General features: G+C 44.6%; 17 protein-coding genes. 16 read left to right on the top strand and 1 reads right to left on the bottom strand.

Going from position 1 to position 15,474, the window contains the following annotated elements; translation table 11 throughout:
* Nucleotides 1-2: 2 nt before the first annotated feature.
* From FX988_RS07300 to secF, 6 genes are all read left to right on the top strand, one after another.
* Nucleotides 3-317, top strand: a complete 315-nt coding sequence (locus tag FX988_RS07300; RefSeq protein ID WP_160179010.1) for a DUF6471 domain-containing protein — start codon at nt 3-5, stop codon at nt 315-317.
* 319 nt (nt 318-636) lie between these two features.
* Nucleotides 637-1,689: a tRNA preQ1(34) S-adenosylmethionine ribosyltransferase-isomerase QueA gene (gene queA / locus FX988_RS07295; RefSeq protein ID WP_160179009.1), complete on the top strand. Its 1,053-nt coding sequence runs from the start codon at nt 637-639 to the stop codon at nt 1,687-1,689.
* Nucleotides 1,690-1,857: 168 nt separating this feature from the next.
* On the top strand, nt 1,858-2,970 hold the full coding sequence (tgt, locus tag FX988_RS07290; RefSeq protein WP_160179008.1) for a tRNA guanosine(34) transglycosylase Tgt: 1,113 nt from the start codon (nt 1,858-1,860) through the stop codon (nt 2,968-2,970).
* Nucleotides 2,971-2,999: 29 nt separating this feature from the next.
* Entirely contained in the window at nt 3,000-3,338 is a 339-nt protein-coding gene (gene yajC / locus FX988_RS07285) for a preprotein translocase subunit YajC (protein ID WP_006992085.1), read from the top strand.
* A gap of 77 nt (nt 3,339-3,415) precedes the next feature.
* Nucleotides 3,416-5,260 (top strand): protein translocase subunit SecD, encoded by a 1,845-nt coding sequence (gene secD, locus FX988_RS07280; protein ID WP_160179007.1) that lies wholly within the window; start codon nt 3,416-3,418, stop codon nt 5,258-5,260.
* 10 nt (nt 5,261-5,270) lie between these two features.
* A complete protein-coding gene (secF, locus tag FX988_RS07275; RefSeq protein WP_160179006.1) occupies nt 5,271-6,212 on the top strand; it encodes a protein translocase subunit SecF in 942 nt (313 codons plus the stop codon).
* A 236-nt stretch (nt 6,213-6,448) separates the two neighbouring features.
* Here secF and suhB read toward each other — a convergent pair whose 3' ends face one another.
* Nucleotides 6,449-7,228 carry an inositol-1-monophosphatase gene (gene suhB, locus FX988_RS07270; RefSeq protein WP_160182124.1) on the bottom strand — a complete coding sequence of 260 codons (780 nt, stop codon included), beginning with the start codon at nt 7,226-7,228 and terminating at the stop codon, nt 6,449-6,451.
* 199 nt (nt 7,229-7,427) lie between these two features.
* On the opposite strand from suhB, the gene FX988_RS07265 reads away from it, so the two are divergent.
* From FX988_RS07265 to hscA, 10 genes are all read left to right on the top strand, one after another.
* Entirely contained in the window at nt 7,428-7,829 is a 402-nt protein-coding gene (locus tag FX988_RS07265; protein WP_160179005.1) for a VOC family protein, read from the top strand.
* A 10-nt stretch (nt 7,830-7,839) separates the two neighbouring features.
* Nucleotides 7,840-8,556 (top strand): hypothetical protein, encoded by a 717-nt coding sequence (locus FX988_RS07260; RefSeq protein WP_160179004.1) that lies wholly within the window; start codon nt 7,840-7,842, stop codon nt 8,554-8,556.
* A gap of 148 nt (nt 8,557-8,704) precedes the next feature.
* Nucleotides 8,705-9,430, top strand: a complete 726-nt coding sequence (gene trmJ / locus FX988_RS07255) for a tRNA (cytosine(32)/uridine(32)-2'-O)-methyltransferase TrmJ (protein ID WP_160179003.1) — start codon at nt 8,705-8,707, stop codon at nt 9,428-9,430.
* Between the two features lie 2 nt (nt 9,431-9,432).
* On the top strand, nt 9,433-10,236 hold the full coding sequence (cysE, locus tag FX988_RS07250) for a serine O-acetyltransferase (RefSeq protein WP_160179002.1): 804 nt from the start codon (nt 9,433-9,435) through the stop codon (nt 10,234-10,236).
* 125 nt (nt 10,237-10,361) lie between these two features.
* Nucleotides 10,362-10,847, top strand: coding sequence for a Fe-S cluster assembly transcriptional regulator IscR (gene iscR / locus FX988_RS07245; protein ID WP_160179001.1), 486 nt, complete (start codon nt 10,362-10,364; stop codon nt 10,845-10,847).
* Between the two features lie 16 nt (nt 10,848-10,863).
* Complete coding sequence (locus FX988_RS07240) at nt 10,864-12,087, top strand: IscS subfamily cysteine desulfurase (protein ID WP_007988966.1); 1,224 nt, start codon at nt 10,864-10,866, stop codon at nt 12,085-12,087.
* Nucleotides 12,088-12,150: 63 nt separating this feature from the next.
* Entirely contained in the window at nt 12,151-12,531 is a 381-nt protein-coding gene (iscU, locus tag FX988_RS07235; RefSeq protein ID WP_007988965.1) for a Fe-S cluster assembly scaffold IscU, read from the top strand.
* 25 nt (nt 12,532-12,556) lie between these two features.
* The gene (gene iscA, locus FX988_RS07230; protein ID WP_160179000.1) at nt 12,557-12,880 is read left to right on the top strand and encodes an iron-sulfur cluster assembly protein IscA; all 324 of its coding nucleotides are present in this window, start codon (nt 12,557-12,559) and stop codon (nt 12,878-12,880) included.
* Nucleotides 12,881-13,011: 131 nt separating this feature from the next.
* On the top strand, nt 13,012-13,539 hold the full coding sequence (hscB, locus tag FX988_RS07225; protein ID WP_160178999.1) for a co-chaperone HscB: 528 nt from the start codon (nt 13,012-13,014) through the stop codon (nt 13,537-13,539).
* Between the two features lie 21 nt (nt 13,540-13,560).
* The gene (hscA, locus tag FX988_RS07220; protein WP_160178998.1) at nt 13,561-15,429 is read left to right on the top strand and encodes a Fe-S protein assembly chaperone HscA; all 1,869 of its coding nucleotides are present in this window, start codon (nt 13,561-13,563) and stop codon (nt 15,427-15,429) included.
* The last annotated feature ends 45 nt before the right edge of the window (nt 15,430-15,474 follow it).

Here is a 15,474-nt window from a genome sequence, read left to right as displayed (position 1 = left end):
TTATGCAAAATCATTCGGATGGTCTGACAGCAAAACAGACAAATAGTGCCTCTGCGGATTGGCGTCAAGTCGTCCAGCGTTTACTAAAAGCGGAAATGTCAAAGCGTGGTGTTAAATATCAGGATCTTAGTGAACGCCTAGTTTCAATTGGGGTGAATCAAAGCGCAGACAACCTCCGCAATAAAGTAAACAAAGGCATTATGGGCGCTGATTTGTTGTTACAAATCATGTATGTGCTCAACATGCGTCGCATTGAGCGTGACGAGATTGTGGATATGTTCAGTGACATGGGGCAAGATCTATCGCAAGAGCGATGAAATAACGTATTTATGTCTGGCGAGTATAGTTCTGTACAACAAGTTTCGTTACAGCAAAATTGTACTCAATATGGCGTTACGTAATATAGCGTTAGGTATTCTAGCGCCGCCCTAGGTAGGTAATAATAGAAGCAAAAAAAAGCCCAACGCAAGAGTCGCTGGGCAAAGTAACAGTTAGGAGAAACGTCAATAATATATAAACTGTTGACGTCATTTTAGCCGCATCAAGCCAAGTAACAAGGCAACTTGAGTATGCCAAGGCAATTGCAGGTATCAATTAATATACGTAAAATAACGGGCTAATTTCCCAGGATGATATATGAAAGTTTCTGAATTCCAGTTTGATTTACCTGAAGCCCTTATTGCGCGTTACCCCACCAAAGAGCGCACCGCAAGTCGATTAATGCATTTAGCCAAAACAGGCTTATCTCATTTGCAATTTACCGACGTCGTTGACTTGATCCACCCGGGCGATTTGCTGATTTTTAACAATACTCGCGTCATCCCTGCGCGATTATTAGGGCAAAAAGCATCAGGCGGTAAAGTAGAGGTGCTGATTGAGCGTATTGTTGACGAGCATCATGTTTTAGCGCATGTGCGTGCCAGTAAATCTCCCAAAGAGGGCAGTCAATTGCTCCTTGAGGACAAAGTGGAAATGGAAATGGTAGGACGCCAAGACGCTTTGTTCAAATTAAGGCTGCTTAACCCTGAGCCGATCCTTGAGATCCTCGAGCAATACGGCCACATGCCTTTACCTCCTTATATTGACCGCCCTGATGAAGAATCTGATAAGGAACGTTATCAAACCGTTTATAACGAAAAGCCTGGTGCGGTTGCGGCTCCAACGGCTGGGTTACATTTTGATGATGCGATTTTACAGAAATTAAAAGACAAAGGGGTCAGTACTGAATTTGTGACTTTGCATGTGGGAGCTGGTACCTTTCAACCTGTGCGCGTTGACAACATTCTTGAGCATCAAATGCACTCTGAGTATGCAGAAGTGCCACAAAATGTGATTGATGCTATCGCCAAAACGAAAGCCGCGGGTAAACGCGTTATCGCTGTGGGAACTACCTCTGTTAGATCGTTAGAATCTGCAGCGAAAGCAGCGTCGACCAACGGCACTGAGCTTGCGCCTTTTTTCAGTGATACGGATATCTTTATCTTCCCTGGCTATCAATTTCAGGTAGTCGATGCCATGTTGACCAATTTTCATCTTTCTGAATCAACGCTCATTATGTTAGTCAGTGCCTTTGCCGGAAAAGAAAATGTCATGAACGCGTACCAAGAAGCGATTGCCCAGCAATACCGCTTTTTTAGTTATGGTGACGCGATGTTTATCGAAAAAAATCAGCCTGCGAATAAGGATTAACCTGCACGAAGAAGGCTAGTGAGTAATTAGTGCGTTATTAGTTTTTATTCATTCATGCAATTCGTATATAATCCGGCCACTTTTTGTCAGCAACTCGCTTGTTAGGCATTTAAAATCACCTAAGACGAGAAAACGCTGGTAAGCAAGCCTTATCAGCAGGAAGTATTTATGCAATTTGAATTAGACAACACAGACGGAAAAGCTCGCCGCGGCCGTCTTAAATTTGACCGAGGCGTAGTTGAAACGCCAGCGTTTATGCCTGTGGGCACATACGGTACGGTTAAAGGCATGACGCCAGAAGAGCTCGATGACACAGGTGCGCATATTTGCCTCGGCAATACCTTTCATTTAATGCTGCGACCTGGCACTGAAATCATCAAACAGCACGGTGATTTACATGATTTTATGCATTGGCAAAAGCCTATTCTGACCGATTCAGGCGGTTTTCAGGTCTTTAGCTTAGGTGACTTGCGCAAAATTACTGAAGACGGAGTTACTTTCCGCTCACCAATCAATGGTGAAAAAATATTACTAACCCCTGAAAAGTCCATGCAAGTACAACGTGACTTGGGCTCTGACATAGTAATGATTTTTGATGAATGCACACCGCACCCGGCCACCGAAAGCGAAGCGCGTCAATCAATGGAGCTGTCGTTACGCTGGGCGAAACGAAGTAAAGCGGAGCATGGGGACAACCCATCAGCGCTATTTGGTATCATTCAAGGCGGCATGTACGAAGGTCTTAGAGATGTATCATTACAGGGACTCGAAGAAATCGGCTTCGACGGCTATGCCATTGGTGGTTTATCTGTAGGTGAGCCTAAAGAAGATATGATCCGTATTTTGGATCACACCACTGATAAGATCCCAGCAAATAAACCACGCTATTTGATGGGGGTAGGTAAACCGGAAGACTTAGTCGAAGGCGTACGCCGCGGAGTGGACATGTTCGATTGTGTTATGCCAACGCGTAATGCGCGAAACGGTCATCTTTTTGTCACCAGCGGCATCGTAAAAATTCGTAATGCAGTGCATAAAACGGATACTGGTCCACTAGACGATAAATGTGATTGTTACACTTGTAAAAACTATTCCCGGTCATATCTACATCACTTGGACAAATGTAACGAAATATTAGGCGCGCGTTTAAATACTATTCATAACTTGCGATATTACCAGCGTGTTATGCAAGGCTTAAGAGACGCGATTGCCTCTGAGACGTTAGATGAATTCGTTGCGGATTTTTACGCACAAAAAGATATGCCGGTACCGGCGCTATAACAACAAACTTAACAAACTATGGGGAATTTATGAGCTTATTTATCTCTGATGCACATGCACAGGCAGCACCAGGTGGTGCAACAGGCGGCGGTTTCGAAATGCTAATTATGCTTGGCGTATTCGGATTGATTTTTTATTTTATGTTATACCGCCCTCAAGCAAAGCGTGTAAAAGAGCATAAAAATTTGGTTAGCTCATTGAGTAAAGGCGATGAAGTCTTGACGCAAGGCGGCATGGTAGGTCGTATAGTGAAAGTGTCAGAAGAGAAGGATTTTCTTGAGATTGCACTTAACGATACAACCAACATCGTTGTACAAAAATCTGCTATCTCAGCTGTGTTGCCAAAAGGCACAATGAAAGCGATTTAAAATGAGTTACCTTAAATAAAGCGGGCGATTGCCCGCTTTATTTATGTTTACGACATTCAAAATGGAAGGATTTTCACGTGTTAAACCAAACTCCGTTATGGAAGTATCTTGTACTGATTTTTATCGTCGGTATGTGTGCTCTATACGCTACGCCAAATTTGTACGGTGAAGACTACGCCGTTCAAATCTCTGCCGGCCGCAATGCCAGTGTCGATGAGTCACTGTTAAACAAGGTCACAGAAACCTTATCTAGCGAAAACATAGAAGCAAAAAATATCGCGCTAGATAATGAACAAATTTTAGTTCGCTTAACCAATTCCGATAGTCAGCTAATCGCACGAGAAACCCTGCAGCGAGCGTTAGGTGACGATTACTATGTTGCTATGAACTTAGCCCCAGATACCCCAGCGTGGCTTGAGGCCATTGGTGGTGCGCCAATGAAACTCGGCCTAGATTTGCGTGGTGGTGTGCACTTTTTAATGGAAGTAGACATGAACTCTGCAGTCAATAAGTCATTTGAAGACATGGTGTCAGACTTTAGAAGTGCTTTACGTGAAGAGGGGATTCGCTATCGCACTGTGCGCCAAGTTGAAGGCGGGGTTGAAATATTCTTCCGTGACCAAGATACCCTAGATAAAGCAGAGTTCTTTTTACGTAACCGTAATCGTGACTTGGTTTTCACTGAGAAAAATGACCTTAAAATCGTGGTCAGTATGTCAGAGCAAAAGCTTGCTGAAACCCGTGATTACGCGGTCAAGCAGAACATCACCATTATCCGTAATCGGGTAAATCAATTAGGTGTGGCTGAGCCAAGTGTACAAAAGCAAGGCGTTGATCGCATCGCCGTGCAATTACCTGGTATACAAGATACTGCCCGTGCTAAAGAAATTCTAAATGCAACGGCAACGTTAGAATTCCGCTCGGTAGATTTAGATCATGATGTACGTGATGCGGTTGCGGGGCGTGTACCTGCAGGCTCTGAACTGGTACTCGATCAACAAGGTCAGCCGCAGTTGCTGAAAAAGAAAATCATTTTGACTGGTAATCACATCATTGATGCTAACTCTAGCGCAGATGAGTACGGTATTCCTCAGGTGAATATTTCACTTGATTCTAAAGGTGGCAGTAAGATGTCACAGTTTACCAAAGACAGTATTGGTAAGCCGATGGCGACCGTCTTCATTGAATATAAATCAACCGGTGAGCGAGATGCTAACGACAAGCTGATTTTTGAAGCGAAGCGTGAAGTGATCAGTATCGCTACCATTCAAGCACGCTTGGGCAGCAGTTTCCGTATTACTGGGTTAGACTCGCCACAAGAAGCCCACAACCTGTCGCTACTACTCAGAGCTGGTGCACTGATAGCACCTATTCAAATTGTAGAAGAGCGCACTGTTGGGCCAAGCTTAGGTAAAGAGAACATTGCACTGGGTACACAAGCCATCATTTGGGGCTTTGTCGCAGTACTTATCTTTATGCTGATTTATTACAAAGCATTTGGTTTGGTCGCGAACCTTGCTCTAACTCTAAACTTAGTGATGATCGTTGGCATTATGTCGATGATCCCTGGCGCAACATTATCGCTACCTGGTATGGCGGGTATCGTGTTAACTGTTGGTATGGCGGTTGATGCAAACGTTCTGATATTCGAGCGTATCCGTGAAGAGCTACGTGAAGGGCGCAGCCCGCAACAGGCAATACACCATGGGTACGACAGTGCATTCTCGACCATTCTTGATGCCAACATCACTACTTTTATTGCCGGTCTGATTTTGTTTGCTGTGGGCACAGGTCCAATTAAAGGCTTCTCGATCACCTTAATGATTGGTATTGCCACTTCCATGTTTACCGCTATTTTTGTTACCCGTGCTGTTGTAAATGCATGGTGTGGTGGTAAGCCTTTGAAAAAATTATCAATATAGGAGCGCTGACATGCAATTGTTAAACATGAAAGAAACTGTTGGCTTTATGTCGTTACGCGTTCCCGCAGCGATACTATCCGCGTTACTGGTTATCGGCTCTTTGGTATCCCTTGGTGTTAATCAGCTTAATTGGGGTTTGGACTTCACCGGCGGTACGCAGATTGAAATGCGATATGAAGGTGTGGCTAACTTAGACGCGGTTCGCGCTGAGTTAACCCAAGCCGGTTTTATTGAGCCGACGGTGCAAAACTACGGTAGTAGCCAAGACATACTTATTCGCATTGCGCCGATGGAAGGCGTTAAAAACGTCGAAATTGGCGACCGCGTTGTCGCCGCGTTACAAGCAGCCGATCCGAGTGTTGAAAAACGTGGTATTGCCTTTGTTGGGCCAAATATTGGTGACGAACTAGCCGAGCAGGGCGGGTTAGCCATGTTGGTCTCCTTGCTTTGTATTCTGGTATACGTAGCAATGCGATTCGAATGGCGTTTTGCTTTGGGTTCAGTTGTGGCGCTTGCCCATGACGTGATCATTACCTTGGGTCTGTTCTCGGTTTTACAACTAGAATTCGATTTAACGGTATTGGCTGCTGTACTTGCTGTTATTGGTTACTCCTTGAACGATACCATAGTCGTATCAGATAGGATCCGTGAAAACTTCCGTAAAATACGTAATTCAGAAACCGAAGAGATTATTAATATTTCACTGACCCAGACTTTGAACCGTACCATTATTACCTCACTTACAACGATATTGGTATTGATGTCATTGTTCTTCTTAGGCGGGGCAACTATTCATGGCTTTGCAACTGCATTGCTGTTTGGTGTGATAATCGGTACGTATTCGTCGATCTACGTTGCTAGCTTAGTGGCGCTATGGTTAGGTGTAAGCCGTGAAGACTTGATGCCTACAGAGATTGAAAAAGAAGGTGCTGACCAAGAGTCAATGCTGTAGCAAATTAGATTACCCATAAGGGTAAACAGAGTTGCGCATCGAGAGCCGTTTGATTAACCATCAAGCGGCTTTTTTGTTGGTGTATTTATGCTAACACTTTCTATTCGGTACTCGGTACTCAGCTTTTGAATGCAAAGATTGGTCGTCTTTTTTGGCTACAAAAAAAGCGAGCCATAGGGCTCGCTTTAAAAAGGTCATACGTTCTTACGTCATTACGCTCTTAACCTATTACAACCTTAAGCTTTCAAATTCTTGACTAGGGTTTGCACGACTTTAGCGCTTCCAGCAACGATGTCACCGTTTTGCATAGGGTCGTTGTTACCTTTAAAATCTGTTACTAAGCCGCCAGCTTCACGAACGAGAAGTTCACCCGCTGCAATATCCCAAGGCTTCAAGCCACTTTCCCAGTATCCGTCATAGCGACCAGCAGCAACGTATGCTAAATCCAGAGCAGCTGAACCACTACGGCGTACGTCACCGGCTTGAAAAAAGATGTTGCGGAAGCTTTCAAGGTAAGTGGGCAAGGTGTCTTTGTTTTTGTATGGTAGTGCGGTGGCAAGGATCGTTTGATTCAACTCTTTTGCTTTACTAGCACGAATACGGAAACCGTTAAGTTGAGCGCCTGCGCCTTTACTTGCAGTAAATAGTTCGCCGCGAATCGGATCGAATACTACTGCTTGGTCTAAACGACCTTTGTGCATCAGTGCAATAGAAACTGCGAAGTGGGGGATACCCTTAATAAAATTGGTGGTGCCGTCTAGCGGGTCAATGATCCATTTATAATCAGTGTTGCTACCTTCTACTACGCCACCTTCTTCACCTACAAAACAGTGATCAGGGTAAGATTGCTGAATTTTGCGAATAATTGCTTGCTCGGCTTCTTTGTCGACTCGCGTTACGAAGTCGTTACTGCCTTTGGCTTCAATCATGAGTTCAGATTGATTTTCAAAACCACGAGCAATGACGTTGCCCGCAGAACGCGCCGCGCGCACTGCTATATTCAGCATAGGATGCATAGTAAAACCACCAATTTTTAAAAGAACGTTAAGATAAGGATTTGTCATCCGTTACAGATTAGGCAACAGGTGAACAAAAAATCGCCGCGCAGTGTATCAAACCACAGAATATTCGCAATCATAATCTGGATTTATCACAAACTATGTTAGCGTACATGTCTCAGTTTACTTATTTTTAATACCAGATTAAGCGTACCTAATGTTAAAACGAATTCATCACGTTGCCGTTATCTGCAGCGACTATGCGCGCTCGAAGCACTTTTATACCGAAATTCTAGGGCTTAGGGTTATTGCCGAAAATTACCGTGCCCATCGCGACTCGTACAAACTAGATTTAGCACTACCCGATGGTGGGCAGATTGAACTGTTTTCGTTTCCCGGGGCACCTGCGCGCCCCTCTCGTCCAGAAGCACAAGGCTTACGCCACTTAGCGTTTGTGGTTGAGGATGTGGAAAAAACGGCTTCTGTTTTAACGGCAAAAGGAGTTGAGGTTGAGCCAATCAGAGTGGATGAGTACACCGATAAAAAATTTACTTTCTTTGCCGACCCTGACGGTCTGCCGTTAGAGCTTTACCAAGGGCAAATTGTATTTAATCAATAAGGAGTGCGAAATGAGATGGATTTTGTTGTGCGGTATATTGTTGGGGTTATCAGGTTGTGGTCATACCCAAGTACATTTGTACGCTAAGTACCTTTCAGAATCAGAGGTAAACAGAATATCCGAGCAATTAGAAAAAGATGATTTTGATGTTGATGTTAATCAGCTTACTTTTCCTATTTCGATTAGAAGAAATAGCCTAGTTTACTCACTGATGCTACCCGAACAGAGTGAGTTAACACGCTTAACGCAAAGCACGGCGAAATTAGGGTATTCGGTTGAAAGTGAAGTGCCACTTTTTAGTAATAATCATTCTTTCACTGGTGATTCTATAGGGTTGTTTTTAATTCCTGAAGGCCTAGATGTGGCGGCATTGAGGTCCTATGAAGGACTTGTTGGTCGCTACTATAGCAAAGCGTGTGTTGTAGAAGTGCAGTTGCTGCTAAATTTAGACAAAACTTACACCCTGGTTAGCGCGCTTCAAGAAAACAGTGAAGCTGATACCTTTGATAACAAGCAAGAAACGCTACTTTCAGGTTTTTGGAAGGTCACTCAATATCCTTATGTTCAGTTGAGTGGCCCGAAAAGCCTTCCTTGGGTTGCGTCGTTTGAGGCACAGGTGCAAGATGAAATTGAGTTTGGCGTAGCAGTGCAGAACACCTACCTTGAGCCTTTGAGTGATTACGAACGTTTTCATTTCTGCCAGTTTTATAAAGGTAAGGTGCTTTAATTCTGAGGTAAACTTGGCCAAAACGTTAACGCGCACATAATTTGTAGCAACTACATCAGGGTACGGGCCGCGCCAATACTACTTTCGTGCGCAAAATGTGCTATTATCCGCGCCCTAAAATCCGCAAACCGTCAGATAAACCCTTGCTATGCTAGAAAATATTAAAATCGTACTGGTTAACACATCCCATACGGGCAATATTGGTTCAACAGCGCGAGCCATGAAAACCATGGGCTTGAGTCAGCTGGTGCTGGTTGATCCTGTGTCTCCCCCTGATGGTAAGTCCAGTGCCTTAGCGGCTGGTGCGGGTGACGTACTGGCCAATGCAAAAACGGTGTCGACCGTAGCAGAGGCTGTCGCGGACTGCGGTTTAGTCGTTGGTACAAGTGCCCGCTCTAGAACGTTATCTTGGCCTATGCTTGAGCCTCGTGAATGCGGTGAAAAGTTAGTATCCGAAGTGCCTAATTATCCTGTTGCCTTAGTATTTGGCCGCGAAAACAACGGTTTAAGTAACGAGGAGCTACAGCAATGCCATTTCCATGTATGTATTCCCGCCAATCCTGAATATAGCTCGTTGAACTTGGCCGCCGCAGTACAAACGCTATGTTACGAAATTCGGATGGCCCATCTTAATGAAACGCGACATGAGACCACTGTGCAGGGAGAATACCCGCTGGCAGAAGAGCTAGAAGGTTTTTATAGCCATTTGGAACAAACCCTATTCAAAACGAATTTTATCATTCCAAAACATCCAGGTATGGTCATGACCAAATTACGCCGCTTGTTTAATCGTGCTCGTCCTGAAACCCAAGAGCTGAACATACTGCGTGGCATTTTGGCGTCCATCGAAAAGAGCAGCAAAGAAAGCAAATAATTATGTTTGAGCGCATTAAAGAAGATATTCAAAGTGTATTCCATCGCGATCCTGCGGCGCGCAATACCTTTGAAGTGTTAACCAATTACCCTGGGCTGCATGCCATTTGGTTTCATCGTTTAAGCCATCGTTTGTGGAAAGCAAATTGGCGCTGGTTAGCGCGCAGCTTATCAACATTTTCTCGTTGGGCAACAGGGGTTGAAATTCATCCTGGAGCAAAGCTGGGTCGCCGCTTCTTTATTGATCACGGAATGGGCGTCGTCATCGGGGAAACAGCAGAAATTGGCGACAATGTGACCCTTTATCACGGTGTCACCCTTGGTGGTACATCATGGAGCGCAGGCAAACGCCATCCCACTTTAGAAGATAATGTTGTTATCGGAGCTGGGGCTAAAATTCTTGGGCCTATTACTATGCATAAAGGGGTTAAGGTTGGTTCTAACTCAGTGGTGGTTAAAGACGCACCAGAAGGGGCTACCGTCGTGGGGATACCAGGGCGTATCGTCATGCCCAGCGCTAACAAGGAACAGAACGGCCACAGAGCTAAAATTGCGCGTAAATACGGCTTCGATGCCTATGCCATTTCTGATGAAAACCCCGACCCGGTTGCTAACGCGATTGGCCTAATGCTTGACCACGTTCACCTTATTGATACTAAGGTCGAAGAAATGTGTAAAGAGATCAATAACATGGGGGGGAGTGTTTGTGGTAAGTCGTTGCCTACCCTTGAAATTGATAGTTTTGGTGATCATTTAACGACGGCGGAAAAAGAATCAGCGAAAGCGTCTTTCGACCCACAAATCTAACGTTGGATCTATTAGCGACCTACAGTTGCTCGTTAAAAATACTTGAGTAAAACAGTAGGATAAATACTTGACTAAAATAGTCGGGTTTGGGACAATAGCTGCAAGTTTTTAGCTAGGTGTTCAGAATGAAATTAACTTCTAAAGGTCGTTACGCTGTTACAGCAATGTTGGATGTAGCATTACATTCACAGCGTGGTCCCGTGTCGTTAGCCGATATATCTGAACGCCAAGAAATATCATTATCTTATTTAGAGCAACTTTTTTCACGTCTACGTAGAGAAAAATTGGTCGACAGTGTTCGTGGTCCTGGTGGCGGTTATAAGTTAGGTCGCAATCCCAGTGATATACCTATTGGTGAAGTGATCCGAGCGGTAGATGAGTCAGTTGACGCAACGCGTTGTCAGGGCCAATCAGATTGCCAAGGTGGTGAACGCTGTCTTACCCACAGTTTATGGCAGGATTTAAGCGAGCGCATCAGCCTTTTTCTCGATGGTATCACCCTTGGAGAGCTGATGGCGCAGCACGACGTGAAGTTAGTGGCAGACAGACAAGATAAAACGAAACATCTTAATTATATTGCTGGCAACGAAATCGAAGTGAGCTTGCAGTAAATAAGCGGAGTAAACAATGAGCGACATTAAGTTACCAATTTATTTAGATTATTCATCAACCACCCCGGTTGATCCTCGCGTTGCTGCCAAAATGGCGGAATGTTTAACCAACGAAGGCAACTTTGGTAACCCTGCGTCTCGTTCTCACCGTTTCGGTTGGGTAGCAGAAGAAGCTGTCGACGTTGCCCGTAATCAAATTGCTGATTTGATTAATGCTGATCCGCGTGAAATTGTTTTCACCTCTGGTGCAACTGAATCAAATAACCTTGCAATTAAAGGTGCAGCGCATTTTTACGGTAAGAAAGGCAAGCACCTTATTACAGTGAAGACTGAGCACAAGGCCGTACTTGATACATGCCGTCAGTTAGAGCGTGAAGGCTTTGAAGTTACTTACTTAGATCCTGAGCCGAATGGCTTGGTTGATATCGAAAAATTTACTGCGGCTATCCGCCCTGACACCATCCTTGCTAGCGTTATGCACGTGAATAACGAAATTGGTGTGATTCAAGACATTGCAGCTATCGGTGAAGTATGTCGCGAACGCAAAGTGCTATTTCATGTTGATGCAGCCCAAAGTACAGGTAAAGTGGCTATCGATTTACAAGCGCTGAAAGTAGACATGATGTCCTTCTCAGCCCATAAGTCTTATGGCCCTAAAGGGATCGGTGCGCTTTATGTTAGCCGTAAGCCTCGCGTTCGTCTTGAAGCGCAAATGCATGGTGGCGGCCACGAGCGCGGTATGCGTTCTGGCACTATGGCAACGCATCAAATCGTTGGTATGGGCGAAGCATTCCGTATCGCACAAGAAGAAATGGCGACTGAGAATGAACGCATCTTAATGCTGCGCAATCGTTTATGGGACGGCATTAAAGACATTGAAGCGGTTTATATTAACGGTGACATAGAGCAACGCGTTGCGGCAAACTTAAATGTGAGTTTTGCTTTCGTTGAAGGCGAATCTTTGATTATGGCTCTTAAAGATATGGCCGTGTCCTCAGGTTCTGCTTGTACTTCAGCCAGCTTAGAGCCTTCATATGTGCTTCGCGCACTAGGCTTGAACGATGAGTTAGCGCACAGCTCAATTCGTTTCACAATCGGCCGTTTTACCACTGAAGCAGAAATTGATCATGTGGTCAGCGTAGTACGTAACGCAATCGACAAATTACGTGATATGTCTCCTTTGTGGGATATGTACAAAGAAGGCATTGATTTGAATACGGTTGAGTGGGCTCACCACTAGTATTTGAACAAATGATAGAATTGACAGTAAGGCGATAACGCCTTCACAAATGAGGTAACCATCATGGCTTACAGCGAAAAAGTAATCGATCACTACGAAAATCCACGTAACGTGGGTGGCTTTGACAAAAACGATCCTAGTATAGCTACGGGTATGGTCGGCGCACCAGCATGTGGTGACGTTATGAAATTGCAATTGAAAATCGGTGCGACCGGTATAATCGAAGATGCGAAATTCAAAACGTACGGTTGTGGCTCAGCGATTGCGTCTAGCTCATTAGTGACAGAATGGGTTAAAGGCAAATCAATTGACGATGCGGTTAAGATTTCAAATACCGATATTGCTGAAGAGCTGGCATTGCCGCCGGTAAAAATTCACTGTTCAATTTTGGCCGAAGATGCCATTAAAGCAGCAGTTGAAGATTACAAAAAGAAACACCTGTAAACGTTAGACGAATAAGGAGACCAAAGTGGGAATTAAAATTTCTGAGGCCGCGGCACAACGCGCTACTAGCTTTCTGCAAAACAGAGGCTCAGGGCTAGGCTTGCGCTTGGGAGTCAAAACCACTGGTTGTTCTGGTTTAGCCTATGTATTGGAATTTGTCGACGAGTTAAACGAAGATGACCACGTTTTTGAAGATAATGGCGTTAAAATTATTATTGACGGCAAGAGCTTGGTGTACTTGGATGGGACCGAATTGGACTTTGCTAAAGAAGGTCTCAATGAAGGGTTTCAATTTAATAACCCTAATGCAAACGGCGAATGCGGCTGCGGCGAAAGTTTCAACGTATAAAGACAATACGTGGCTTAAAGAAGCAGGCTAACAAGCCTGCTTTTTATTAGCTAACGCGAACGTTTATCACGATGTAATCCCGCTGCGCGGTTTGCATCAAAATGATCTACCATCAAAAGACGCTAATTGTTATGAATTATTTTGCGCTATTCAATCTAACGCCTTCATTTGATATCGACAAAGCAGCGCTTGCAGCGACGTATCAGCAGCTACAGAAGCTTACTCATCCAGATAAATTTGCGACGGCCAGTGAGCGCGACAAACTCATCGCATTGCAAAAAAACGCCCAAGTAAATGACGGTTATCAAGTGTTAAAAACCCCCCTTAGCCGAGCAGAGCATATGCTAGAGCTGCGGGGTGTAGAGTTACAGCATGAGCAAAAAACCATGCAAGATGGCGCATTTTTAATGCAGCAAATGGAATGGCGCGAACAATTAAATGATGCACAACATGCTAGTGACCCTCTTAGTGCTCTTGAATCTTTGGATGAAGATGTGGCGGCAGACATAACGCGATTGTTGAGTGAGCTTGGCACATTACTTGAACAATTTGATGATGAATCAAATGAAAACGCGGCAAATCTGGTACGTAAACTAAAATTTTTATTTAAGTTACGGCACGAAATTGAACTCAAAGAAGACGCATTAAGCGACTTTTGAAACAACTAAACGGTTTTTATAATGGCATTACTCCAAATCGCAGAACCAGGCCTAAGCGCAGCTCCGCATCAGCGTAAGCTTGCTGTGGGTATCGATTTAGGCACAACAAACTCCCTAGTGGCGACTGTACGTAGCGGTCAGGCGGAAACGCTGGGCGACGACAACAATCAGCACCTGTTACCTTCAGTGGTGAAATATGCAGCTAATAGCGTTGTAGTGGGTGAGCAGGCCAAGCTAGATGCGAGTCTAGATCCTGCTAATACGATTGTTTCCGTTAAACGCTTTTTAGGTCGAAGCCTCAGTGACATCCGTAGTAGCTACCCAAATTTACCTTACGATTTCGATGAGTCAAACCCCAGCTCACCTCTGTTAAATGTCGTAGGGCGCCAGGTGAATCCAGTAGAGGTGTCATCTGAAATACTGACTGCACTGCGTTTACGCGCAGAGCAAAGCTTAGGCGAAGAGTTAAGTGGCGCTGTGGTGACAGTTCCTGCCTATTTTGATGATGCTCAGCGTCAAGGAACTAAGGACGCCGCTCAATTAGCCGGCTTAAAAGTATTGCGCTTGTTAAATGAACCTACAGCAGCTGCCATAGCCTATGGTTTAGATTCAGCTCAAGAAGGTGTGATTGCAGTATATGATTTAGGCGGTGGTACATTTGATATTTCTATTTTGCGCCTGAGTAAAGGGGTATTCGAAGTTCTTGCTACTGGTGGTGATTCGGCCTTAGGTGGTGATGATTTTGACCACGCTATCGTTACGTATTTCCGTCAACAGCTTGGGCTTGAAGGCGCGTTATCAAAACGTTTGCATAGGGTGTTACTTGATAAGGCTAAATTTGCTAAAGAAACCATGAGTGACAAGGACTCTGTGACAGTAGAGCTTATTGATGATGAGCAAAATCAACGCAGCTTATCTATTAGCCGTGTGATGTTTGAAGAGCTAATAACTGGTTTGGTAAAGAATACCCTGCGCGCATGTCGCAGAGCGCTAAAAGATTCAGAGCTAGAGAAAGACGAAGTATTAGAAGTTGTCATGGTCGGTGGCTCAACCCGTGTACCTTATGTGCGCGAACAGGTTGGTGCCTTCTTTGGCCGTGACCCTCTGACGTCTATCGATCCTGATAAAGTGGTGGCCATAGGGGCCTCTATTCAGGCTGATATCTTAGTCGGTAATAAGCCTGATGGCGAAATGTTGTTATTGGATGTATTGCCTCTATCGCTTGGTTTAGAAACTATGGGCGGTTTGGTTGAGAAAGTTATTCACCGTAATACCACTATCCCGGTGGCGAAAGCCCAAGAATTTACCACGTTTAAAAATGGTCAAACGGCTATGATGATCCATGTGCTGCAAGGCGAGCGAGAGTTGGTTGATGATTGTCGTTCATTAGCGAAATTTACCTTGCATGGTATTCCTCCTATGGCTGCAGGTGCGGCGCATATTCGGGTTACATTCCAAGTCGACGCCGATGGGTTACTAAACGTGATGGCGATGGAAAAGTCCAGTGGCGTGCAAGCTGAGATTCAGGTTAAACCATCTTATGGGCTCGACGAGTCACAAATCAGTGACATGCTTAAAGCATCTATGCAAAACGCCACGGGTGATATGCAAGCCCGGATGCTCAAAGAGCAGCAAGTTGAAGCAGCAAGAGTCCATGAAGCCCTGCAGGCTGCATTGAATGCAGACGGTGCAGAGCTATTGAGCGTTTCTGAGATAGAAACCATTCAAGCCAGCTTAGTCGTACTTGATACAGCAGGCAAAAATGACGATATTGACGCCATCAAGCAAGCCATCAGCGCTGCAGATGCAGCGAGTCAAATATTCGCTGAAAAACGTATGGATCATTCAATCAAGAAAGCATTAGCCGGCCATACGGTTGACAGTATTTAATTTTATATTGCGTCAGAACATAATTTTTCGATTTAAGGAAACTAC

Origin of the sequence: Paraglaciecola mesophila (genome assembly GCF_009906955.1) — a bacterium.
Classification (GTDB): Bacteria; Pseudomonadota; Gammaproteobacteria; order Enterobacterales; family Alteromonadaceae; genus Paraglaciecola; species Paraglaciecola mesophila_A.
The sequence above is the reverse complement of the archived record's forward strand: the minus strand, read 5'-3'. Positions and strand labels throughout refer to the sequence as shown.

What these genes read in the sequence shown, in the direction of transcription:
- FX988_RS07300 (WP_160179010.1), top strand. Translation starts at nt 3, where the DNA reads ATGCAAAATCATTCGGATGGTCTGACAGCAAAACAGACAAATAGTGCC.
- queA (WP_160179009.1), top strand. Translation starts at nt 637, where the DNA reads ATGAAAGTTTCTGAATTCCAGTTTGATTTACCTGAAGCCCTTATTGCG.
- tgt (WP_160179008.1), top strand. Translation starts at nt 1,858, where the DNA reads ATGCAATTTGAATTAGACAACACAGACGGAAAAGCTCGCCGCGGCCGT.
- yajC (WP_006992085.1), top strand. Translation starts at nt 3,000, where the DNA reads ATGAGCTTATTTATCTCTGATGCACATGCACAGGCAGCACCAGGTGGT.
- secF (WP_160179006.1), top strand. Translation starts at nt 5,271, where the DNA reads ATGCAATTGTTAAACATGAAAGAAACTGTTGGCTTTATGTCGTTACGC.
- suhB (WP_160182124.1), bottom strand. Translation starts at nt 7,228, where the DNA reads ATGCATCCTATGCTGAATATAGCAGTGCGCGCGGCGCGTTCTGCGGGC.
- FX988_RS07265 (WP_160179005.1), top strand. Translation starts at nt 7,428, where the DNA reads ATGTTAAAACGAATTCATCACGTTGCCGTTATCTGCAGCGACTATGCG.
- FX988_RS07260 (WP_160179004.1), top strand. Translation starts at nt 7,840, where the DNA reads ATGAGATGGATTTTGTTGTGCGGTATATTGTTGGGGTTATCAGGTTGT.
- trmJ (WP_160179003.1), top strand. Translation starts at nt 8,705, where the DNA reads ATGCTAGAAAATATTAAAATCGTACTGGTTAACACATCCCATACGGGC.
- cysE (WP_160179002.1), top strand. Translation starts at nt 9,433, where the DNA reads ATGTTTGAGCGCATTAAAGAAGATATTCAAAGTGTATTCCATCGCGAT.
- iscR (WP_160179001.1), top strand. Translation starts at nt 10,362, where the DNA reads ATGAAATTAACTTCTAAAGGTCGTTACGCTGTTACAGCAATGTTGGAT.
- FX988_RS07240 (WP_007988966.1), top strand. Translation starts at nt 10,864, where the DNA reads ATGAGCGACATTAAGTTACCAATTTATTTAGATTATTCATCAACCACC.
- iscU (WP_007988965.1), top strand. Translation starts at nt 12,151, where the DNA reads ATGGCTTACAGCGAAAAAGTAATCGATCACTACGAAAATCCACGTAAC.
- hscB (WP_160178999.1), top strand. Translation starts at nt 13,012, where the DNA reads ATGAATTATTTTGCGCTATTCAATCTAACGCCTTCATTTGATATCGAC.
- hscA (WP_160178998.1), top strand. Translation starts at nt 13,561, where the DNA reads ATGGCATTACTCCAAATCGCAGAACCAGGCCTAAGCGCAGCTCCGCAT.